Here is a 19,415-nt window from a genome sequence, read left to right on the forward strand (position 1 = left end):
CCGTGTCGAAGCAAGCGCCGGGAGTGCGCATCGACGGGCTGACCGTCACCTACAACAACCTGCCCGCCGTCCGCCAGGTCAGCCTGGAGCTGGCGGCCGGGACGATCACCGGCATCGTCGGCGAGTCCGGATCGGGCAAGTCGACGCTGGCGCTGAGCCTGCTCAACGCGGTCCAGCCGCCGGGCAGGATCGCCGGCGGCAGCGTCGAGATCGACGGCCTGGGCGACGTCGTGGCCCTGCGGGGCGAGGACCTGCGCAAGGCGCGGGGCGCGAAGATCGGGTACGTCTTCCAGGCGGCTCAGAACTCGCTGAACCCGCTCAAGACCGTCGGCAAGCAGTTGCTCGACCTGGGCCGCTCGCACGGCGTGGACGACCTGCGCGGCCTGGTGCGCGACGCCAAGGAGTTGCTGGGCCGGATGGGCCTGGACGGCAACCGGGTGCTCGACTCGCACCAGCACGAGCTGTCGGGCGGCATGCGCCAGCGCGTCGGCATCATGCTGGCGCTGGTGCTCAACGCCCACCTGGTCGTCCTGGACGAGCCCACGACCGCCCTCGACATGATCACCCAGGCCAACATCCTGAAGATCATCCGCGAGGTGCACGAGGAGCGCGGCCTCACCACGATGGTCATCACGCACGACATCGGCGTGGTCGCCGAGGTCGCCGACCGGCTGGCCGTCATGTACGGCGGGCGCCTGGTCGAGCAGGGCCCCACCCGCGAGGTGCTCGCCTCGCCCCAGCACCCGTACACGCGCGGCCTGATCCGCGCCATCCCCCGCCTGACCGGCGACATCGACGAGGCCCGCGCGCTGCCCGGCCGCCCGCCCACGCTGGCCACCGTGCCGGCCGAGGGCTGCGTCTTCCGCGAGCGCTGCCCGCTGCGGATGGAGGTCTGCGACACCGTCGACCCCGAGACCCAGTCGATCGGCGGCCGCCTGGTCGCCTGCCACGCCGTCAAGGTCAAGGAGCACGCGTGATCACGGGCGAGAACATCACGAAGACCTTCAAGCAGCGCGGCAACGTGCTGGACAAGCGCGAGGTGCGCGCGCTGCGCGGGGTCGACTTCAGCATCCCCCGCGGCGGCGCGGCCTCCTTCATCGGCGAGTCCGGCTGCGGCAAGACGACGCTCGGCCGCATCCTGGCCGGGCTGGAGAGCTACGACGGCGGCGAGATCACCATCGACGGCGTGCCGATGTCGGGGCTCAAGCCGAAGGCGCGCCAGCCGTACTTCCGCCGGATCCAGATGATCCACCAGGACCCCTACTCGGCGCTCAACCCCACCCGCACCATCCAGCAGACGCTCTTCGCGCCGCTGCAACTGCGGGCCAAGCAGACCGGGCGCGACGCCAAGTGGATCGAGGAGCGCGCCGCCGAGGTGCTGAGCCTGGTCGGGCTCGACCCGGGCACCGTGCTCGGCCGCTACCCGCACCAGCTGTCCGGCGGCATGCGCCAGCGCGTGGTCATCGCCCGCGCGCTCACCGTCGACCCGGAGATGCTGGTCGCCGACGAGGCCACCTCGATGATCGACGTCTCGCTGCGGCTGGGCATCCTCGCCCTGCTGAAGGACCTGCGCGAGCGGCTGAACGTGTCGGTGCTGTTCATCACGCACGACGTGGCCACCGCCCGCTACATCGGCGACGACGGCGACCTGTACGTGATCTACCGCGGCCAGGTCGTCGAGCAGGGCAAGGTGGACACCGTGATCGCCGATCCGGTGCACCCCTACACGCAGGCGCTGCTGTCGGCCATCCCGGTCCTGCACGGGCTGGAGGTGCCCGGCGAGGAGCCGGTCGTGCCCACCTCGGGCCTCGACGAGTCGAAGGAGGACACCGGCTGCCTGTTCGCCCGCCGCTGCCCGTTCGCGACCGAGGCGTGCACCGCCGCGCCGCCGCCGCTGCAGCTCACCGAGGGCGTCCCGCAGCGGCACGCCTGCATCCACCCGCGCCGGCGAAGCGTCGTCGCCCGGGAGGTGTGATGGCGGCCGGCCAGAACGCCGAGGAGATCGCCGAGGCGGCGCTGACGCTCGACCCCGGTGAGGGCGCGGCGCTGGTCCGGCGGCTGTCCAGCCCGCCCAAGGAGCGGGTCTGGACCTCCGTCGAACTGGACGGCGGTGTCGTCTTCGCCTCCGTCTCCGGCAAGGACCCGTCCATCGGGCATCTCGACCTGCTCGCCGTCCATCCGGACGAGCGGGGCCGCGGCCTGGGCAAGGAGCTGGTACGGCAGGCGGAGACCTGGCTGCGCGGCCAGGGCGCCGCCGAGGCGCGCTTCGCCGGCAACCCGCCCTGCTACGCCTGGCCCGGCATCGACGTGCGCTACACCGCCGCCGCCTGCCTGGCCGAGCGGCTCGGCTACGAGCGCTTCCACGTCGCCTGGAACATGACCGCCGACCTGGAACGCGCCGACCTGGACACCGAGGCGGACGTCGAGCGCCTGGCGCGGGCCGGCGTGCGGGTGCGCTCCGGCGTCACCGACGCGGTCGTGGCCTTCGTCGAACGCGAGTGGAACGAGCGCTGGGCGTGGGAGGCCGCCTCGGCGGCCGGGCTGCACTACGCCGAGCGCGACGGCGAGGTCGTCGCCTTCGCCGCCTGGGGCGCCCGGCCGTCCTGGTTCGGGCCCATGGGCACCGCGCCGCACGCCGAGGGCCTCGGCCTGGGCCGCGTGCTGCTGCGCCGGTGCCTGGCCGAGCAGCGGGCGAGCGGCCAGGCGCAGGCGCAGATCGGCTGGGTGGGACCGCTCCGGTTCTACTCCAGAGCGGTCGGCGCCCGTGCCGAGCGGGTCTTCTGGCTCTACCGCCGCGAGCTGGGGTAGAGCAGGTGACCGACGGGGTGGGAGGGGTCGGGGCACAGCTCTCGCGGGTCGCGCGGAGCGCCGGTGAGCGTGCCCGAGCCCCACAGGTGTTCCTCGAACCGGTCGGGACCCCACCAGGCGAAGTCGTCCGGGTACAGGGTCCTGGCCAGGTGGAGCACCCAGACGCCGGTGAGCACGGGGCGGAAGGCGGCGGCGTCGGTGACGTGGAGCTGGACGCCGCGCACCGGCACCCCGGCGTGCTTGTGGAAGGTCGGGGTGAACCACGCCTCGCGGAAGCGCACGCCGGGCAGCTCGAGCTCCCTGAGCGCGGGCAGGAACCGCTCGTCGAGGTACGGCGCGCCGATCAGCTCGAACGGGCGGGTCGTGCCGCGGCCCTCCGACAGGTTCGTGCCCTCCAGCAGGCCGGTGCCCGGATAGACCAGGGCGGTGTCGGGAGTGGGCATGTTCACCGAGGGCATGATCCACGGCAGGCCGGTCGCGGCGAAGTCCATGTCGCGGCGCCAGCCGTCCATCTCGATCACCTGGACCGACGGGTCGAAGCTCAGCGCGAGCTCGCCGGCGGTCAGGCCGTGCCGGATCGGGATCGGCGCCTTGCCGACCGGGCTGGCGTAGGCCGGGTCGAGCAGGGGGCCTTCGGCGATCTCGCCGCCGAGTGGGTTGGGGCGGTCGAGCACGACGAAGCGCACGCCGAGCTTGCGGGCCGCGGCGAGGTAGTCGTACATGGTCCAGATGAAGGTGTAGAAGCGGGTGCCGATGTCGGCGATGTCGAAGATCAGGGTGTCGGCCCCGGAGCGCTCCAGCACCTCCACCGGGTCGGCCTCGTAGGTCTCCAGCACCGGCAGGCCGGTCACCGGGTCGGTGGAGTCCTGCTCGGTGAAGCCCGCCTGGGCGGTGCCGCGCAGGCCGTGCTCGGGGCCGAGCAGGACCGCCAGCGGCAGCCCGGCGGCCGTCAGCGCCTGCGCGGTCGGGGTGAGGTCCGGCAACACGCCGGTGGGGTTGGTGATGAGGCCGATGCGTTCCCCCTGCACCAGGGTGGGATCCGCGGCCAGCCGCTCTGCTCCGATTCGCATGGTTAATATTCTCTGAAACTTATTGCCAAAACAAACCCAGAGGGTGGAAATTAGCGTCATGGTTGATCCGCTTCCCGAGATGTCCACGGAGCAGAGCGATCCGCGCTTCAGCCAGATCGATCGGCTGCCGACCGAGCAGATCGCCAGGCTCATGAACGCGGCCGACGCCGCCGTGCCCGTCGCCGTCGCGGTGGCGATCCCGGCGATCTCGGCCGCCATCGACGCGATCGCGAACCAGATGGCCGCCGGAGGACGGCTGCTCTACGTAGGCGCGGGCACCTCAGGGCGGCTGGCCGTCCTGGACGCCTCCGAATGCCCGCCCACCTTCGGCACCGACCCCTCCCTCGTGCAGGGGATCATCGCCGGCGGTCCCGACGCCCTGACCCGCTCGGTCGAAGGCGCCGAGGACGACGCCGACGCCGGCGCGGCCACCATGGCCGAGCTGGAGGTCGGCCCGCTCGACTCCGTCGTCGGCATCTCGGCCAGCGGCCGGGCCCCCTTCGTGCTCGGCGCGGTCACCGAGGCCGGCCGGCGCGGCGCGCTGACCGTCGGCCTGTCGTGCAACAGCGACTCGCCACTGTCGGCGGCCGCCGCGCACGCGATCGAGGTGGTCGTCGGCGCCGAGGTGGTCACCGGCTCCACCCGGCTCAAGGCCGGCACGGCGCAGAAGCTCGTGCTCAACATGATCTCGACCATCTCGATGGTCCGGCTCGGCCGCACCTACGGCAACCGGATGATCGAGGTGTCGGCCATGAACTCCAAGCTCGCCGACCGGGCCGCGCGCATGGTGGGCGACATCACCGGCGCCGACCTCGACACCGCCCGCAAGGCCCTCGACGAGGCGGGCGGGCAGGCCAAGGTGGCCGTGGTGATGATCCAGCACGGCCTGGACGCCGGCGGCGCCCGCGCCCGCCTGGAGGAGCACGGCGAGCGCCTGGGCGACGCCCTGGAGAAGGTGAACGGCACTTGACGGCCGGCCACCTTCCCGGGGCCGGTGCACCTGGGGCGGGAGCGGGCGGCGCGGGTCTTACGAGGGCAGGCCTGACCGAAGCCGCCTCCACGGACCCGACGGACGCCACGCCCCGCACCTCGGACGGCGAGGGCCCCGCTCCGGGCCTCCCGCGCCTCCCATCGGAGACCGCAACCCCCCCGGCGGGCACCCCGCCGGGCGGCGAGGGCTCCGGGGACGGGGTGCAGGGCCGGTTGGAGGACGTGCTGGCGGAGGCCGTGCCGGCGGTCTGCCCGGCGGCGGTGGCGCTGATCGCGGTGGACGGCACGGTCGTGGCCGCCGCCGCGGCCGGCGAGCTCGTCCGCTACACCGACGAGGACGGCACCCTGGCCACCCAGCGCCCGCCCGCCCAGCGGGACTCCCTGTTCGACCTGGCCTCCATCAGCAAGCTGTTCACCACCGCCGCCCTGCTCTCCCTGGCCGAGGAAGGCCGGCTCGACCTCGACGAGCCGGTCGTGCGGTGGCTGCCCGAGCACTACGCCGAGCGCCGCCACATCACCCTTCGCCACCTGCTGTCGCACACCGCCGGCCTGCAGCCCACCCGTCGCCCCGACCTCGAACTGCCCCAGGGCGGTCACGACGAGCGGCTGGAGCTGGTGCTGTCCACCCCGATCACCCAGCCGGTGGGCGGGCCGTACCTCTACACCGACGTGGGCATGGTGACCGCCGGCCGGATCGCCGAACTGGCCGGGCGGGCGCCGCTCGACCGGCTGGTGAGCGAGCGGGTCACCGGCCCGCTCGGGCTGGCCGACACCTGCTACCGGCCCGGACTCGAGCTGCTGCCGCGCGTGGCGGCCACCGAGTGCCGCCCGCACGGCTGCACGCGGGGCGTGGTGCACGACGAGACCGCCGCCTCGATCGGCGGCGTCGCCGGGCACGCGGGGCTCTTCTCGACCGCGGACGACGTGCTCCGCTTCGGCGAGATGCTGCGGCTGGGCGGAGGGCCGGTGCTCAAGCCGGAGACGGTGGCCGAGATGGTGCGCGACCAGGGGGCGACCGGGGCGGCCTTCCGGCAGGGACTGGGCGTGCGGCTCGGCGATCCGGCCATCGTGGGGCCGCTGGCCGGGGGGTTCGGGCACTCCGGATTCACCGGGACCTCGCTCGTGGTCGAGCCGTCGCTGCGGCTGACCGTGGTGGTGCTGACCAACGCCGTGCACCCGTTGCGGGGCCGGCCCGGCATCCGCGAGCTCCGCCACGCCGTCGCCACCGTGGCCGCCGTCGCGGCAGTCGCGACGCAGGAGGCGGCCCGCTGACGGCCGCGCCGGGGGCGGGCGTGGAAGCCGCCCACCCCCGGCCTCCGGCCCGCCCCCGGCGTCGGGTCCTCCGCCGACGTCCGATCCTCCCCCGGCCTCCGGTCGCTACGATCCGGGTCCTGAGGGGGCGAGGGCGTCCAGGGTCTCCTCGGCGCGGCGCAGGGCCTCCTGCGGCGCGGCGGTGACCACGTCGGCGTCGAAGTTGAGGTCGTGGAAGACGTCGGTCACGCCCTGGCCGAACAGATCGGCCACGTCCTGCCGGATCTGCTCCGCCGTACCCACGAGAGGCGCGCGCTCGCGCCCGCCGAGCTTGGTGACCCCGCGGACGACGATGCGGAGCGCCTCGGGATCACGCCCGGCCTTCTCGGCCGCCGCCTTTACAATGTAGATTTTTTCCCCGATCCCCGACAGGTCCTCCCGGCTGGAGCTGATCCAGCCGTCGGCGATCCGCCCGGCCCGGCGCAGCGCCCGGTCGGCCGCGCCGCCGAGCAGCACGGGCGGCGGCCCGGGCAGCGGCTTGGGATCGAGGTAGGACTCGGGCACGGTGTAGAACTCCCCCTGGTGCGCGACCACCTCCTGCTCCCAGCAGGCCCGCAGCACCTGCACGAACTCCTCCCCGCGCCGCCCCCGCCCGTCGAAGCCGACGCCGGCCGCGGCGAACTCCTCGGGCAGCCAGCCGAGCCCGATACCCGCCAGGAGCCGCCCGCCGGACAGGGTCTGCAACGTGGCCAGTTGCTTGGCCAGGACGACCGGCTGGACGAAGGCGTTGACCACCGCGACCCCGAGCTCGGCCCGCGAGGTCAGCCCCGACAGGTGGGCCAGGGTGACCACCGGGTCCTGGACGCTGCGGTAGGTGGGGCCCATCGGGTGCCCGACCGGGTAGAGGAGGCGCTGGAAGGTCCACAACGACGCGTAGCCGAGTTCCTCGGCCCGCTGGGCCACCCGGCGCAGGTTCTCCGGCGTGGCCCAAGGACCGGACACCGGGACGGCGAAGCCAGTTCTGCTCATGGCCATAGTCTTGCCCAGTGGGTCAGGAAGCACAGGGTCAGGAAACACTCAGCGTGGGGCGGATGCTGGCCGAGGTGGCCGGCGAGTACGGCGGCACCGGCGAGCCGATCGCCTTCCCCACCCGCACCGACGTGCTGGTCGTCCGGCGCGGCGAGGTGGTGGCCAAGGCGCACTCGGTGCGCGAGGACCCCGGCGAGCTGCCGCTGCGGCTGCGCGCGGCGGCCCGGCTGGGCGAGGTGATGCTGGCGCCGCTGAGCGAGGAGGTGCTGGTACGGCAGGGCCGCAACGTGACGGTGTGGCCGGCGGGCCGGCCGATCTCCGCCGACGACGATCCGGCCGACGCGCCGTGGGAGGAGGGCGCGCGGCTGCTGGCGCGGCTGCATGCCGTACCCCTCACCTCGCTGCCGCCGCTGCCGCCGGCGGGCGGGCCCGCGCGAGCGGCCCGCGCGGTGGCCCGGCTGACCGGCGACTCCCCCGCCGAGAAGCTGGTACGGCAGGCGCTGGCCGGCCTGCCCGACCCCGATCAGGCGTCCGGGCCGGCCCCGGCCCGGCTGACGCACGGCGACTGGCACCTGGGCCAGCTCGTGCTGCGCGAGCGCTGGCTGCTGATCGACGTGGACGACCTGGGCGCGGGCGACCCCGCCTGGGACCTGGCGCGGCCGGCCGCGTGGTACGCGGCGGGCCTGCTGGAGCCGGCGATCTGGGAGCGGTTCCTGGGCGCCTACCTGGCCGCGGGCGGCCCGGCGCTGGGGACGGGCGACCCCTGGGCCCGGCTGGACGTCCCGGCGCGGGCGCTGACCGCGCAAGTGGCCGCGGTGGCGGTGGACAAGGCTCTGCGCGAGCGCCGGGAACTCGACGAGGTGGAGCAATCGTTGATCGAGGCGTGCGGCAGGATTGTCGGGCTTCAGGAAAGCCTGAGATAGTGGCGCACGCAGTTGGTTCCCCTATTCGGGCAAGGAGAGCAAGATGCAGTGCCCCAAGTGCCGCGGCAATATGCGGACATATGAGCGTAACGGGGTTCACATCGAGCAGTGCGACAACTGTCGGGGCATCTTCCTCGACTATGGCGAGCTCGAGACCCTGACCCGGATGGAGGCGAGCTACAACGCCGCCCCGCCGCCTCCCCCGCCCGCGCACGGCGCGCCCGGCTGGGGCGCCCCGCACCACGGCGGCGGCCACTACGGCCACCACAGGCAGCGCAGCTGGGTGAACATGCTGTTCTCGTCCTGACCTGACGGAAAGGGGCCGCACGGAGCACTCCGTGCGGCCCCTCTCCACGTCCGGGCCCGAAGGTGGCGCGAGGTCAGCCGGGGAAGTCGCCGGGGTCGACCGTGGAGGTCTTGGCGGTGCCGCCGGAGATGGCGTGCAGGGTGATCCGCCAGTCGTGCCACAGGATGCGGGTGGAGGTGTAGGTCGTCTTGAACCGCACCTTGTCCTGGAAGCGCTCGAAACTGCAGTCGCGGGTGAAGGCGCGGGCCTTGGAGTCCCAGTCGACGCCGTGGGTGAAGAAGATGCGGTACGTGCCGTCCCGCACACCGCGGACCTTGAACTTGGCCTTGCGGCGCACGTAGATGCTGAAGGCCCGGCTGTCGCCGCGCATCAGCGTGACCACCGCGTCCCGGCTCGCGCCGTTGTGGATCTGCAGGGAGCTGCGGCCGTTGAGGGTGCCGGAGCGGACGAAGGAGCCGTTGCCCAGGCGGCGGCTGAGCTTGCCGGCCGCCTTCACCGAGACGACGTCGGCCGGGTAGCCGCCGGCCTTCTGCAGGGCCTGCCCGGCGCTGTCGAGGGCCTTCAGCTTGCCGCCGAGGTCGGTGAAGACCGCCGACGGCGTGCACACCGCGCGGCTGCCGACCTTGCCCAGCGTGGAGCCGAGCGCGGCGGAGAAGTCCCGCATCGCGCTCACGTAGGACTGGTGCTGGGCGGCGACCTCCGCCGGCGGCACCAGCGCGGCCAGGCCGTCGGCGGCCTCGCGCAGCTCGCGCTCTGCACGTTCCACCCGCTGGTCGAGGGTCTTGACGGTCCGGGCCGAGGCGATGCCGTCCAGCGACTCGCGGACCGGGCCGCCCACGCCGCGCAGCTTGCCCTTGTAGTCCTCCGGGGCCAGGGCCGCCGCGCTGGGCGGGGCCGAGGACTGCGGCCCGGCCGGGGAGGAGGAGGGCTGGGCGCCCTGCGCACCTCCCTGACCGGCGACGCCGCTGATCTCCGGGGAGCCGGTCACGAAGACCGGACTGGTACATGCGCTCAGGGTCAGCGCCGCGAGAACGAGCGCTGAGGTTTTCAACCGGGGGCCAGCCATCTGCCACACTATCGCCCGATTGATCCCTGGCCGTCAATTCAGGACTCGGTCAGCCCCCTCTCCCGGTCCTGCTCCAGCCAGCGGGTGATCCCGAGCCCTTCCAGGAACGGCAGATCGTGGCTGACCACGATCAACGCGCCCCGGTAGGCGTTGAGCGCCTGCGAGAGCTGCCGCACGCTGGCCAGGTCGAGGTTGTTGGTCGGCTCGTCCAGCAGGAGCAGTTGCGGCGGCGGCTCGGCGGCCAGCAGCGCGGCCAGGGTGGCGCGGAAGCGCTCCCCGCCCGACAGCAGGCCGGCCCGGCGCATGACGGTCTGCCCGCGGAACAGGAAGCGCGCCAGGCGGGCGCGCACCTCGGTCACCGGGGCCGTCGGAGCCAGGGCGCGCACGTTGTCGAGCACGCTCAGCTCGTCGTCGAGCAGGTCGAGCCGCTGCGGCAGGTAGCGCACGGGCACGTGCGCGCCGTGCTCCAGGATGCGGCGCAGCAGCGTCGTCTTGCCCGAGCCGTTGGCGCCCAGCACCGCGATCCGCTCGGGACCGCGCACGAGCAGCTCGGTCAGGACCCGCACGGCCTCGGCCGGCTCCTCGCCCGGCTCGCCGACGGCCTGCCCGGCCTGCCCGGCCTGCCCGGCCTGCCCGGCCTGCTTGGTCTGCTTGGTCTCCCCTGCCAGCCCGGACTGCCCGGTCTCCCCGGCCGGTACGGCTTGCGCCGGGTCGAGCGGGAGGGTCAGGACCGTGCGGCCGGCCGGGACCTCGGTCTCGGGCAGGTCGACCCGGATCTCCGCGTCCTCCCTGACCGCCGCCTCGGCCTCGGTCAGCCGCTCGCGCGCCTGCTCGAGCTTCTCCCGGTGCGTCGTGCGCAGCCGGCCCGCCGAGACCTGCGCGGCCCTCTTGCGGCTGCCGGCGACGATCTTCGGCACCCGCTTCTGCGCCTGCATCTTGTCGCCGAAGCGCTTGCGGCGGTCGAGCTTGGTCGCGTTCTCGACCAGTTCGCGCCGCTCGCGGCGCACGTCGGCCTCCGCGCTGCGCACGGTGCGCTCGGCGGCCTCGCGTTCGGCGGCCAGCATCTCCTCGTAGTCGGACAGGGTGCCGCCGTAGAGACGGACCCCGCCCTCGTGCAGGTCAGCGATCTGGTCGACCAGCTCCAGCAGGAGCCGGTCGTGGCTGATCACGACCAGCACCCCAGGCCACGACTCCACGGCGGCGTACAGCCGCTCGCGGGCCGCGAGGTCGAGGTTGTTGGTCGGCTCGTCGAGCAGCAGCACGTCCGGCCGGCGCAGGAACCGCGCGGCCAGCGCGACCATGACGGCCTCGCCGCCGGAGAGCGTCTCGACCGGCCGGTCGAGGCCGACGTGGGCGAGGCCCAGGCGGTCGAGTTCGGCGCGGGCGCGCTCCTCGACGTCCCAGTTCTCGCCGACCGCGGCGAAGTGCTCCTCGGCGACGTCGCCGGACTCGATGGCGTGCAGCGCCCGCCGTACCTCGGTGAGGCCGAGCAGTCCGGAGACGTCCCGGCCGGCGGCGGGCAGGTGTTGCGGGAGATAGCCGATCTCCCCGGCGACGGCGACCGTGCCCGACCGGGGGCGCAGCTCACCGGCGATGATCTTCAGCAGGGTGGACTTCCCGGTGCCGTTGCGGCCGATTAGGCCGGTACGGCCGGCGGGGAAGGCGGCGTCGAGGCTGCGCAGCACCGTGGTGCCGTCGGGCCAGCCGAAGGACACGCGGTCCACGACGATGGAATATGACATGAGGCGGCTCCCAAGATCACGAATGGTCAGTGATGCTTGGCGGGAACACCGCAGGCGCGCCTGAACAGGCCGAACGGCCGAGACCGGACGTGAGGTGACAGGTGCGCCGAAGACAGGCGCGGTTCCCGCGACCTCAGATCCTCACTCGTGCCCTCCAGGGCTAGGCGATAAGACCTGGTCATGATAGGCGAAGAAGATCCGGCAGGCAACAGGATCGACTCACGGCGGGTAGGCAGCCTAGAGTCGGCACAGCGTCACCCAGAGGGAGGCCCCCCATGTCAAGCATTCCCGCCCTGCTGCGCGACCGGGTCACGTCGACCCCGGACGCCGAGGCGTACCGTTATCCGGGCGAGTCCGGCTGGACCTCGCTGACCTGGAGCGAGGTGGACCGCCGGGTCCGGCCGCTCGCGCTGGGTCTGGCCGCCCTGGGCGCGAACCGCGACCACCGCGTCTCGCTGCTGTGCTCCACCCGGGTGGAGTGGATCATCGCCGACCTCGCGGTCCTGGCGACCGGGGCGGCGACCACCACGATCTACCCGTCGAACACCGCCGACGAGTGCGCGTACGTGATCAACGACTCGGGCACCCGGCTGGTCATCGCGGAGAACGACGAGCAGGTGGCCAAGCTGCTCTCGGTGCGGAAGGACCTGCCCGACGTCGCACACGTCCTGGTCATCGACGGCTCGGCCAGCGACGACGGCTGGGTGCTGCGGCTCGACGAGGTGAGCGGCGAGGGCGACTACGACGCCCTGGTCGAGGCCATCGCCCCCGAGGACCTCGCCACGCTGATCTACACCTCCGGCACCACCGGCCGGCCCAAGGGCGTGGAGCTGACCCACGCCAACTGGCTGGCGACCGGCGACAGCGTGGCCAAGCTCGACCTGCTCGGCCCCGCCGACCTGCACTTCCTGTGGCTGCCGCTGTCGCACTCCTTCGGCAAGCTGCTGCAGGTCACGATGATCTCCTGCGGCGTCCCGACCGCGGTCGACGGCCGGCTGGACAAGATCGTCGAGAACCTCGGCGTGCTCAAGCCCACCTTCATGGCCGCCGCGCCGCGCATCTTCGAGAAGGTGCACAACACCGTCGCCGCGACCACCGCGCGCGAGGGCGGCGCCAAGGCCAAGATCTTCGACTGGGCCAAGAAGACCGGCCTGCGGGTCAGCCGGGCCCGCCAGCGCGGCCAGTCGGTTCCGCTGACCACCAGGGTCGAGCACGCGATCGCCACCAAGCTGGTCTTCAGCAAGCTCCAGGCGCGCTTCGGCGGCCGGATCCGCTTCTTCATCTCCGGCTCGGCGCCGCTGTCCATCGAGATGGCCGAGTTCTTCGACGCCGCCGGGCTGCCCATCCTGGAGGGCTACGGCCTGACCGAGTCGTCGGCGGGCAGCTTCATGAACCGCCCCGAGTCCAACGCCTTCGGCACCGTCGGGCCGCCGCTGCCCGGCGTCGAGGTGAAGATCGCCGAGGACGGCGAGGTGCTCATCGGCGGGCCCGGCATCATGCGCGGCTACCACAACCTGCCCGAGGCCACCGCCGAGGCGCTGACCGAGGACGGCTGGCTGCGCACCGGCGACATCGGCGAGCTCGACGACCAGGGCCGGCTGCGCATCACCGACCGCAAGAAGGAGCTCATCAAGACCTCCGGCGGCAAGTACGTCGCGCCAACGCACATCGAGGGCAAGATCAAGGCGGCCTGCCCGTACCTGTCGCACGTCTTCGTGCACGGCGACCGGCGCAACTACTGCACCGCGCTGGTCACCCTCGACCCCGACGTGGTCAAGCCCTGGGCGCAGGCCGAGGGGCTGCCCGAGGAGCCGGAGAAGCTGCGCGACCACGAGCGGATGCGGGCCGAGGTGCAGAAGGCGATCGACTCGGTCAACGCCGGGCTGGCCAGCTACGAGACGATCAAGAAGTTCGCCATCCTGCCCGCGGACTTCTCGGTCGAGACCGGCGAGCTCACCGCCTCCCTCAAGGTCAAGCGCAAGGTCGTCGAGACCCACTACGGCGACACCCTGGACGACTTCTACACCGACGCCAACCCCCGCTGACGCGCTAACCCCCCGCGGGTCCCCAGCCCGCGGGGCTTTCCTGCATCTATGCGGCGAGCCCTCGTAAGACGGCCCATGCCCCCGCCGACCGACCAGCCGACGTCGGCGATGGCCAAACCCTCACCGCAACACCTGCAACGCCCGAGCCCGCTTCCCCACCACCAACGGCCCCTCCCCCCGCCACTCCCGCCCGTCGCAGGCCACCACCGCCGCCCCCGCGACGTGCAGCGTGTCGGCCTGCCAGCGCCGATAGTGCCGCGACAACCCGAGCCGCGCCCCCACCAGGCTCACCAGCACCCGCACCCGGGGCAGCGAATCGGCCGCGGTCAGCAGCCTGATGTCCAGCAGCCCGTCCTCCAGCCGCGCCCGATGCCTGGGCACCGGCCCGCCGCCCTCGTGCCGGCAGTTGCCCGCCACCAGCAGCCACGTCCGGTACGGCACGCCGTCGATCACCAGTTCCTCCGGCGCGGCCCCGTCCCGCAGCAGCTTGGCCATCGACCACAGCAGCGCCGGCCAGGTCCCCACCGCCGGCCGCGCCGCCTCGACCCGCCGCGCCAGCTCGGGGTGGAGCGCGAAGGCCGCCTGGTTGACGAACGCCCGCCGCCCGGCGCCGGAGACCACCTCGCCCACGTCCACCGCGACGACGTCGCCGGTCCGGTAGGCGGAGACGGCCTCCTCCACGTCCTCGATGCCGAGCTCGACCGGGAAGCGCGCGCCCGGCGCCGGGACGGTGAGCAGCGGCACGCCGTGCCCGATGGCCAGGCCCGCGGCCTCGGCCACCGCCGCGTCGTCGCCGGCCACGCCGAGCACCTTCACCCCGTCGGGGATCGGCTCGCTGGGCCGTACGTCCTGGTGGGTGCGGGCGGCGGGCAGGGCGGCCAGCAGCGCGGGCGGCGGCGAGCCGAGCACGAGCAGGCCCTCGCCGGCCGGGTCGTGCTGCGCGGCGGGGGCGGTGGTGGCGGCGCGGGCGCGGCCTGGCTCGCCCGGCTCGGGCCAGATGCGGCGGGTGAGCAGGCCGGTGACCACGCCCACCGCCGCCCCGGCGAGCACGTCGCCCGGGTAGTGCACGCCGGTGTAGACGCGCGAGAAGCAGACGCCGGCGGCGGCCAGGCCGACCGGGATCGCGATCCGCGCGGGCGCCTCCAGCGCGACGGCGGTCGCGAAGGCGGCGGCCGAGGCGGAGTGCCCCGAGGGGAAGGAGGCCGACAGCGGCGTCTTGAGCAGCCGGGCCAGCGGCAGGTCGTCGGGCGTGGGCCGGCGCCGGTTGAAGGCCTGCTTGCCGACCAGGTTGACCAGCGGGCTGGCCAGGCCGACGGCGAGCATGCCGCGCGTCGCGGCCCGGCGCAGCCGCCGCCGGCCGCTGAGCGCCAGCACGCCCGAGACGCCCGCCCACAGCAGCGCGTTGTCCGCCGCCCGCGACAGCCGGGGCAGCACGTGCTCCAGGCCCGGCAGGCGCGCCCCGGCCACCGCGGCGAACAGCGTCTTGTCCAGCTTGTTCAGGTGTGATCGCAGCCGCATGCCCGCCACGTACCCGCTCAGATCTCGTGGAAGCCCGCGGCGTAACCCCAGGTGCGGCCCGCCGCCAGGTGGTCGGCCACGGCCCGCTCCAACGCGGTGCGCCGGGGCAGTTCCTCCGGCGGCAGGTCGCGGCCGTAGATGAAGCCGATCAGCCCGTTGTCCTCGCGGTGGTAGAGCTCGCGGAAGCGGCGCTGGAAGGCGACGATGTTGGACTCGGCCGGCAGGTACTCGGCGAGCTGCCGGTCGAGCAGCCACGAGTAGCAGACCGCGAGCACGTGCCGCTCGTCCGGGAAGTGGGCGGGGAAGAACTCCCTGGCCCAGGCGTAGGAGGCGTCGCACGCCTCCGGGCTCATCGGGCCCATGAAGTCGGGGATGTGCACGCTCAGCACCGGATCCCCCTCCCCGTACGGCAGGCCGGCCGCACGCACCCCCTCGGCGGTGGTCTTGCTCATCACCGCGCGCTCGAACTGCAGCCGCCCCAGCGAGTACAGCAGCCCGCGGTGGTGCAGCGAGTGCCACCAGGGGGCGTGCAGCCCCGCCGTGCCGAACTTGCGCCGGTGCACCGCGAGGTGGCGGCCCAGGTCGGTCAGGGTCAGCCAGCTCACCTCGTCCGGGACGCCGTGCTCGCGGTGGTAGGCCCGGGTGTACGGGAGGGCGGCGAGGTAGACGTAGGCGTAGAAGTACGGGCCGTGCTCGGCCGTGGCCTCCTCGGGCAGCGTGATCTCCGACCCTGGGCGGCCCGTCCCGGCCACGAGCTGCCCCGCGTAGCTCTCGACCTGCCGCCACGTCTCGGAGCCCGGCCTGGGCGCTCCGGCGAGCAGGGGGTTGACGTCCTCGTGCGGTACGGCCAGCCGCAGGAGCTCCTCGGCGGTCAGGTGCTTGAGATCCATACGGCCTAGCTTGCCAGCAGCAGCGTGGACGCGGCGTCCCGGATCTCCTGGCTGAACGGGGTGGGGCGGAAGGTCGCCGGGTCGAGGTTCACGTTCACCCGGTGGCCTTCGGCGTGGACCACCGAGCGGTCGGCCGACAGCACGCGGAAGCCGTACACGCCGCTGGTGGTGCCCATGCGGTCCATCCAGAACTCCACCAGCACCTCGCCGACGCCCACGATGGGGGCGTTGTAGAGGATCTTGAACTCGCGCACGGCCATGAACACGTCCTTGAACGCCGAGACCGACGGGTCGAAGGCCCAGCCCTGCTCGGTCCAGAACGTGGTCACCGCCCGCTCCACCAGGAGGGCGTAGCGGGAGTTGTGCAGCAGTCCCATGGCGTCGAGGTCGTCGAAGTGCACCTGGACGGGGCGAATCTGGGTCATCTCAATCCTCCGGTAGCAAAGCGGGGTCGGTGGCCAGCGCGCGCAGGCGCTGGAGCACGGCCTGGCGGCCGTGCCGGAAACTGGGCTCGCACTCGAGCAGCCGGGCGGAGGTGACCACCGCGGCGCCGATCGCGTTGATCTCGAACACCAGCAGCTCGGGGTCGGTCTCGGGGACGAGGTCGCCCTGCGCCACGGCCTCGGAGAGGACGCGCAGCAGCAGCCCGTGCCAGTCGCGCTTGGCCTCGGCGATCCGCTCGCGGACCGGGCCGGGCAGGTCGTCGAACTCGGCCTCGGCGGCGAAGAAGAAGCAGCCGCCCGGGAGCACGCCCTCGGCGTAGAAACGCAGCCGTTCCTCGTGCAGGGCGAACAGGCGGCGCACGCCCCTGGGGCGGCGCAGCGCGGGCACGACGATCCGGTCGCGCCACTGGGCCGCCGCCCACTCGACCGCGTCGAGCTGCAGCTCGGTCTTGTCGCGCCAGTGCGAGAAGAAGCCCGACTTGCTCATCCCCGCGGCGGCGGCGAGCTTGCTCAGGGACAGGCCGTCGAGCCCGTCCACCGAGGCCAGCTCGACCGCGGTGGCCAGGATCGCCTCCCGGCTGCGCTGCCCGCGCACCTTCCGGCCGTCTGTCATGCCTACGAGGCTAGCAGACAATAAGACCGACCGGTCGCTTATATTTGCCCGGCCGTCAGAGGCGAGCCCGGAGGGCCTCGATGAGCCGGTCGGCGGCCAGGGCCGGGGTGAGCTCGCCCGCCAGGACCGCCCGCTCGATCCCGGCCGCCGCCGGGGCCCGCCGCACCTCGTCCAGCAGGCGGTTCTCCACCAGCGTCCACACCCACCGCACCTGCTGCTCGCGGCGCTTGGCGACCAGGTCGAGCCCGTCCTGGTGGGCGACGACCTGCCGCCACACCTCCGCCAGCCCCGCCCCGGTCAGCCCGCTGCAGGTCAGCACCTGGGTCGAGGCGTGCACCATGCGCAACGCCCCGGCCAGCTCGCGCGCCGCCTTGCGCGCGGCCAGCTCGTGCTCGCCGTCGGCCTTGTTGACGGCGATCACGTCGGCCAGTTCCAGCACGCCCTTCTTGATGCCCTGCAGCTGGTCGCCGGTGCGGGCGAGGCTGAGCACCAGGAAGCTGTCCACCATGTCCGCCACGGCGGTCTCGCTCTGCCCGACGCCGACCGTCTCGACTAGCACCACGTCATACCCGGCCGCCTCGACCACGACCATCGCCTCGCGCGTGGCCTTGGTGACCCCGCCGAGCGTCCCCCTGGTCGGCGACGGCCGCACGAACGCCGCCTCGTCCGCCGACAGCCGCGCCATCCGGGTCTTGTCCCCCAGGATGCTCCCGCCGGTCCGCGTCGAGCTCGGATCCACGGCCAGCACGGCCACCCGGCGGCCCTCGCCGGTCAGCATCGAGCCCAGCGCGTCGATGAACGTCGACTTGCCCACGCCGGGCACCCCGCTGATCCCCACCCGCCGCGCCCCGCCCGCCAGCGGCGTCAGCTCGACCAGCATGCGCTGCGCCAGCTCCCGGTGATCGGGCCGGGCCGACTCCACGAGTGTGATCGCCCGGGCGATCCAGGTACGGGAACCCGCCTTCACGCCCTCGACGTAGTCCTCCAGCGAACGCATGGGTTCGATGCTATGCCGCTAGGCTGTCCGCCATGGTCATCGACGGGCGCTTTGAGCTGCTTGAGCAGCTCGGCAGCGGCGGCATGGGCACGGTCTGGCGTGCGCGCGACGTCGCACTCCACCGGGAGGTCGCGCTCAAGGAGGTCCGCGACGGCGGCTCCCCGCAGATGCGGGAGCGCGTGCTGCGCGAGGCTCGGGCGCTGGCGCGGCTGCATCACCCGAACGTGGTGACCATCCACCACATCGTGGACATCCCTGGCGGGCATCCGTGGCTGGTGATGGAGCTGGTCGCCGGGCAGTCGCTGGCGCAGCGGCTCGCCTACGGGCCCATGCCGCCCGCCGAGGCCGCCCGGGTGGGCCGGGGCATCCTCGCCGCCCTGCGCACCGCGCAGGCCGCCGGGATCCTGCACCGGGACGTCAAGCCGGCCAACGTCCTGCTGCGGCCGGACGGCACGCCGGTGCTCACCGACTTCGGGATCGCCTCGCTCGGGGACGCCCCCGGCCTCACCGGGACCGGGGAACTGGTCGGCTCGCCCGAGTACATGGCGCCCGAGCGGCTTCGCGGGCTGGAGGGGCATGCCGCCTCCGACCTTTGGTCGCTGGGGTTGCTGCTGTACGTGGCGGTCGAGGGGCGCAACCCGTTCCGGCGCGACACCACCATGGCCACGCTCGCCGCCGTCCTGGCCGCGAACATCCCGCCCGCCACGAACGCCGGTCCTTTGGAGCCGGTGTTGCGGGCGCTGCTCACGCCCGACCCCGATGCGCGGCCGCCGTTCGAGTGGCTGGAGCGGGAGCTCGCCCGGGTGACCGGCGAGAGCCCTGCCCCGTGGGCGACGTCCGCCTCCGGCCCCCACCCGTCGTACGGCGGAGCACCCCCGGCACCGTCCGGGCAGCCGGCCTTCGGACCCGGAGGGCCGCCGGCCTTCGGGGGCACCGGGACCTCGCCCGGGTTCGGCGGGGGCAAGACGTTCGCCTCGGGCGACCCGGGCCGGCACAGCTCGCCGTACAACCAGGCCACGCAGACCGGGTCGAAGTCCAAGGCCCCGGTGGTCGCGGTGCTCGCCGTCGCGGTCGCCGCCACCCTGGTGGTGGGCGGCGTCGTGCTGGTCCCCCGGCTCATCGGCGAGACTCCGGGCACGACCAGCACGCCCCGCGCGGGCTCCTCTCCCGTGACCTCCCGCGACGCCAAGCCCGATGACGACCCCACCCCCGAGCCGAGCGCCGAGCGCGAGACCCCGCGCCAGCCCGCCGACCTGATCACCCCGGAGGGCATCCGGGCCATCACCGCGGCGGTCAAGCAGGAGACCGGCGGCACCAAGGTGTGGGAGCTGACGATCTATCCGGAGTACGCCAGCGTCAACATCCCGGTCCGCGGCCGTCCCAAGGCCTACGACTCCCTCAACTACCGCGACGGGGCCGTCACGCCCGGCGTCCTCGACGGCCCGTGGCCCTACGGCGGCCAGACCTTCGACGTGACGAAGATCGACTGGTCGGTGCTGCCGGTGCTGCTCAAGAAGGCCGACCAGACGCTCAAGGTGAAGAAGCCGACCTCGCGCTACGTCATCGTCAAGCCGACCTGGCCCACCTTCTCCACCGCGAGCCGCCCGACGATCATGGTCTACCTGTCCGACAAGTACGGCGGCGGCTACCTCGCCGCCGACGCCAACGGCAAGGTGCACACCACCCACCCCGCCGACTCCTGAGATATCTCCGCAGGTCAGGA

The 19,415-nt window shown here is 73.3% G+C and carries 18 protein-coding genes and 1 pseudogene; 10 read left to right on the forward strand and 9 right to left on the reverse strand.

Features of this window, described 5'->3' with window-relative positions; all coding sequences use genetic code 11:
• Positions 1-2 precede the first annotated feature (2 nt).
• The 3 genes from ACIBG7_RS15640 to ACIBG7_RS15650 are packed head-to-tail and all read left to right on the forward strand — an operon-like array spanning position 3 to position 2,808.
• Positions 3-977, forward strand: coding sequence for an ABC transporter ATP-binding protein (locus tag ACIBG7_RS15640; RefSeq protein ID WP_357933062.1), 975 nt, complete (start codon positions 3-5; stop codon positions 975-977).
• Positions 974-1,975 carry an ABC transporter ATP-binding protein gene (locus ACIBG7_RS15645; RefSeq protein WP_357933064.1) on the forward strand — a complete coding sequence of 334 codons (1,002 nt, stop codon included), beginning with the start codon at positions 974-976 and terminating at the stop codon, positions 1,973-1,975. Before ACIBG7_RS15640 ends, ACIBG7_RS15645 begins: the two co-directional genes overlap by 4 nt.
• Complete coding sequence (locus tag ACIBG7_RS15650; protein WP_397336630.1) at positions 1,975-2,808, forward strand: GNAT family N-acetyltransferase; 834 nt, start codon at positions 1,975-1,977, stop codon at positions 2,806-2,808. The genes ACIBG7_RS15645 and ACIBG7_RS15650 overlap by 1 nt, the downstream gene beginning before the upstream one ends.
• Here the strand turns inward: ACIBG7_RS15650 and ACIBG7_RS15655 are convergent.
• Positions 2,787-3,878 carry an exo-beta-N-acetylmuramidase NamZ domain-containing protein gene (locus ACIBG7_RS15655; protein ID WP_397336631.1) on the reverse strand — a complete coding sequence of 364 codons (1,092 nt, stop codon included), beginning with the start codon at positions 3,876-3,878 and terminating at the stop codon, positions 2,787-2,789. The two genes, ACIBG7_RS15650 and ACIBG7_RS15655, sit on opposite strands and share 22 nt — an antisense overlap.
• A gap of 58 nt (positions 3,879-3,936) precedes the next feature.
• Between ACIBG7_RS15655 and murQ the strand changes: the two genes are divergently transcribed.
• Both murQ and ACIBG7_RS15665 read left to right on the forward strand, forming a co-directional pair.
• Positions 3,937-4,848 (forward strand): N-acetylmuramic acid 6-phosphate etherase, encoded by a 912-nt coding sequence (murQ, locus tag ACIBG7_RS15660; protein WP_397336632.1) that lies wholly within the window; start codon positions 3,937-3,939, stop codon positions 4,846-4,848.
• 221 nt (positions 4,849-5,069) lie between these two features.
• The gene (locus tag ACIBG7_RS15665; RefSeq protein WP_397336633.1) at positions 5,070-6,140 is read left to right on the forward strand and encodes a serine hydrolase domain-containing protein; all 1,071 of its coding nucleotides are present in this window, start codon (positions 5,070-5,072) and stop codon (positions 6,138-6,140) included.
• 105 nt (positions 6,141-6,245) lie between these two features.
• Here ACIBG7_RS15665 and ACIBG7_RS15670 read toward each other — a convergent pair whose 3' ends face one another.
• On the reverse strand, positions 6,246-7,148 hold the full coding sequence (locus ACIBG7_RS15670; RefSeq protein ID WP_397336634.1) for a TIGR03619 family F420-dependent LLM class oxidoreductase: 903 nt from the start codon (positions 7,146-7,148) through the stop codon (positions 6,246-6,248).
• 62 nt (positions 7,149-7,210) lie between these two features.
• On the opposite strand from ACIBG7_RS15670, the gene ACIBG7_RS15675 reads away from it, so the two are divergent.
• From ACIBG7_RS15675 to ACIBG7_RS15685, 3 genes and pseudogenes are all read left to right on the forward strand, one after another.
• Positions 7,211-8,071 carry a phosphotransferase family protein gene (locus ACIBG7_RS15675; RefSeq protein ID WP_397336635.1) on the forward strand — a complete coding sequence of 287 codons (861 nt, stop codon included), beginning with the start codon at positions 7,211-7,213 and terminating at the stop codon, positions 8,069-8,071.
• A gap of 43 nt (positions 8,072-8,114) precedes the next feature.
• A pseudogene (locus ACIBG7_RS15680) lies at positions 8,115-8,222 on the forward strand (zf-TFIIB domain-containing protein); the annotation flags it as partial.
• Between the two features lie 15 nt (positions 8,223-8,237).
• Positions 8,238-8,378, forward strand: a complete 141-nt coding sequence (locus ACIBG7_RS15685) for a hypothetical protein (RefSeq protein WP_397336705.1) — start codon at positions 8,238-8,240, stop codon at positions 8,376-8,378.
• A 73-nt stretch (positions 8,379-8,451) separates the two neighbouring features.
• Here ACIBG7_RS15685 and ACIBG7_RS15690 read toward each other — a convergent pair whose 3' ends face one another.
• On the reverse strand, positions 8,452-9,366 hold the full coding sequence (locus ACIBG7_RS15690) for a hypothetical protein (protein ID WP_357933088.1): 915 nt from the start codon (positions 9,364-9,366) through the stop codon (positions 8,452-8,454).
• Positions 9,367-9,482: 116 nt separating this feature from the next.
• Positions 9,483-11,186, reverse strand: coding sequence for an ABC-F family ATP-binding cassette domain-containing protein (locus ACIBG7_RS15695; RefSeq protein ID WP_397336636.1), 1,704 nt, complete (start codon positions 11,184-11,186; stop codon positions 9,483-9,485).
• Between the two features lie 275 nt (positions 11,187-11,461).
• Here ACIBG7_RS15695 and ACIBG7_RS15700 point away from each other — a divergent pair, with 275 nt between their 5' ends.
• Positions 11,462-13,231, forward strand: a complete 1,770-nt coding sequence (locus ACIBG7_RS15700; protein WP_397336637.1) for an AMP-dependent synthetase/ligase — start codon at positions 11,462-11,464, stop codon at positions 13,229-13,231.
• Positions 13,232-13,351: 120 nt separating this feature from the next.
• Here ACIBG7_RS15700 and ACIBG7_RS15705 read toward each other — a convergent pair whose 3' ends face one another.
• From ACIBG7_RS15705 to meaB, 5 genes are read right to left on the reverse strand one after another with little or no spacing between them, the layout of a single operon-like run.
• Positions 13,352-14,749 (reverse strand): bifunctional phosphatase PAP2/diacylglycerol kinase family protein, encoded by a 1,398-nt coding sequence (locus ACIBG7_RS15705; RefSeq protein WP_397336638.1) that lies wholly within the window; start codon positions 14,747-14,749, stop codon positions 13,352-13,354.
• Positions 14,750-14,766: 17 nt separating this feature from the next.
• Positions 14,767-15,639, reverse strand: coding sequence for an acyltransferase domain-containing protein (locus ACIBG7_RS15710; protein WP_357933100.1), 873 nt, complete (start codon positions 15,637-15,639; stop codon positions 14,767-14,769).
• A 5-nt stretch (positions 15,640-15,644) separates the two neighbouring features.
• A complete protein-coding gene (locus ACIBG7_RS15715; RefSeq protein ID WP_357933102.1) occupies positions 15,645-16,064 on the reverse strand; it encodes a thioesterase family protein in 420 nt (139 codons plus the stop codon).
• Between the two features lies 1 nt (position 16,065).
• A complete protein-coding gene (locus tag ACIBG7_RS15720) occupies positions 16,066-16,695 on the reverse strand; it encodes a TetR family transcriptional regulator C-terminal domain-containing protein (RefSeq protein ID WP_357933105.1) in 630 nt (209 codons plus the stop codon).
• 55 nt (positions 16,696-16,750) lie between these two features.
• Positions 16,751-17,692: a methylmalonyl Co-A mutase-associated GTPase MeaB gene (gene meaB / locus ACIBG7_RS15725; protein WP_357933108.1), complete on the reverse strand. Its 942-nt coding sequence runs from the start codon at positions 17,690-17,692 to the stop codon at positions 16,751-16,753.
• Positions 17,693-17,724: 32 nt separating this feature from the next.
• Here meaB and ACIBG7_RS15730 point away from each other — a divergent pair, with 32 nt between their 5' ends.
• Positions 17,725-19,395 carry a serine/threonine-protein kinase gene (locus tag ACIBG7_RS15730; RefSeq protein ID WP_397336639.1) on the forward strand — a complete coding sequence of 557 codons (1,671 nt, stop codon included), beginning with the start codon at positions 17,725-17,727 and terminating at the stop codon, positions 19,393-19,395.
• The last annotated feature ends 20 nt before the right edge of the window (positions 19,396-19,415 follow it).

The organism is Nonomuraea sp. NPDC050328, from assembly GCF_044459405.1.
Classification (GTDB): Bacteria; Actinomycetota; Actinomycetes; order Streptosporangiales; family Streptosporangiaceae; genus Nonomuraea.

Excerpts from the sequence above, each read along its gene's own strand:
- ACIBG7_RS15650 (WP_397336630.1), top strand. The coding sequence starts at position 1,975 with ATGGCGGCCGGCCAGAACGCCGAGGAGATCGCCGAGGCGGCGCTGACG.
- ACIBG7_RS15655 (WP_397336631.1), bottom strand. The coding sequence starts at position 3,878 with ATGCGAATCGGAGCAGAGCGGCTGGCCGCGGATCCCACCCTGGTGCAG.
- murQ (WP_397336632.1), top strand. The coding sequence starts at position 3,937 with ATGGTTGATCCGCTTCCCGAGATGTCCACGGAGCAGAGCGATCCGCGC.
- ACIBG7_RS15670 (WP_397336634.1), bottom strand. The coding sequence starts at position 7,148 with ATGAGCAGAACTGGCTTCGCCGTCCCGGTGTCCGGTCCTTGGGCCACG.
- ACIBG7_RS15675 (WP_397336635.1), top strand. The coding sequence starts at position 7,211 with ATGCTGGCCGAGGTGGCCGGCGAGTACGGCGGCACCGGCGAGCCGATC.
- ACIBG7_RS15685 (WP_397336705.1), top strand. The coding sequence starts at position 8,238 with ATGGAGGCGAGCTACAACGCCGCCCCGCCGCCTCCCCCGCCCGCGCAC.
- ACIBG7_RS15695 (WP_397336636.1), bottom strand. The coding sequence starts at position 11,186 with ATGTCATATTCCATCGTCGTGGACCGCGTGTCCTTCGGCTGGCCCGAC.
- ACIBG7_RS15700 (WP_397336637.1), top strand. The coding sequence starts at position 11,462 with ATGTCAAGCATTCCCGCCCTGCTGCGCGACCGGGTCACGTCGACCCCG.
- ACIBG7_RS15705 (WP_397336638.1), bottom strand. The coding sequence starts at position 14,749 with ATGCGGCTGCGATCACACCTGAACAAGCTGGACAAGACGCTGTTCGCC.
- ACIBG7_RS15710 (WP_357933100.1), bottom strand. The coding sequence starts at position 15,639 with ATGGATCTCAAGCACCTGACCGCCGAGGAGCTCCTGCGGCTGGCCGTA.
- ACIBG7_RS15715 (WP_357933102.1), bottom strand. The coding sequence starts at position 16,064 with ATGACCCAGATTCGCCCCGTCCAGGTGCACTTCGACGACCTCGACGCC.
- ACIBG7_RS15720 (WP_357933105.1), bottom strand. The coding sequence starts at position 16,695 with ATGACAGACGGCCGGAAGGTGCGCGGGCAGCGCAGCCGGGAGGCGATC.
- meaB (WP_357933108.1), bottom strand. The coding sequence starts at position 17,692 with ATGCGTTCGCTGGAGGACTACGTCGAGGGCGTGAAGGCGGGTTCCCGT.
- ACIBG7_RS15730 (WP_397336639.1), top strand. The coding sequence starts at position 17,725 with ATGGTCATCGACGGGCGCTTTGAGCTGCTTGAGCAGCTCGGCAGCGGC.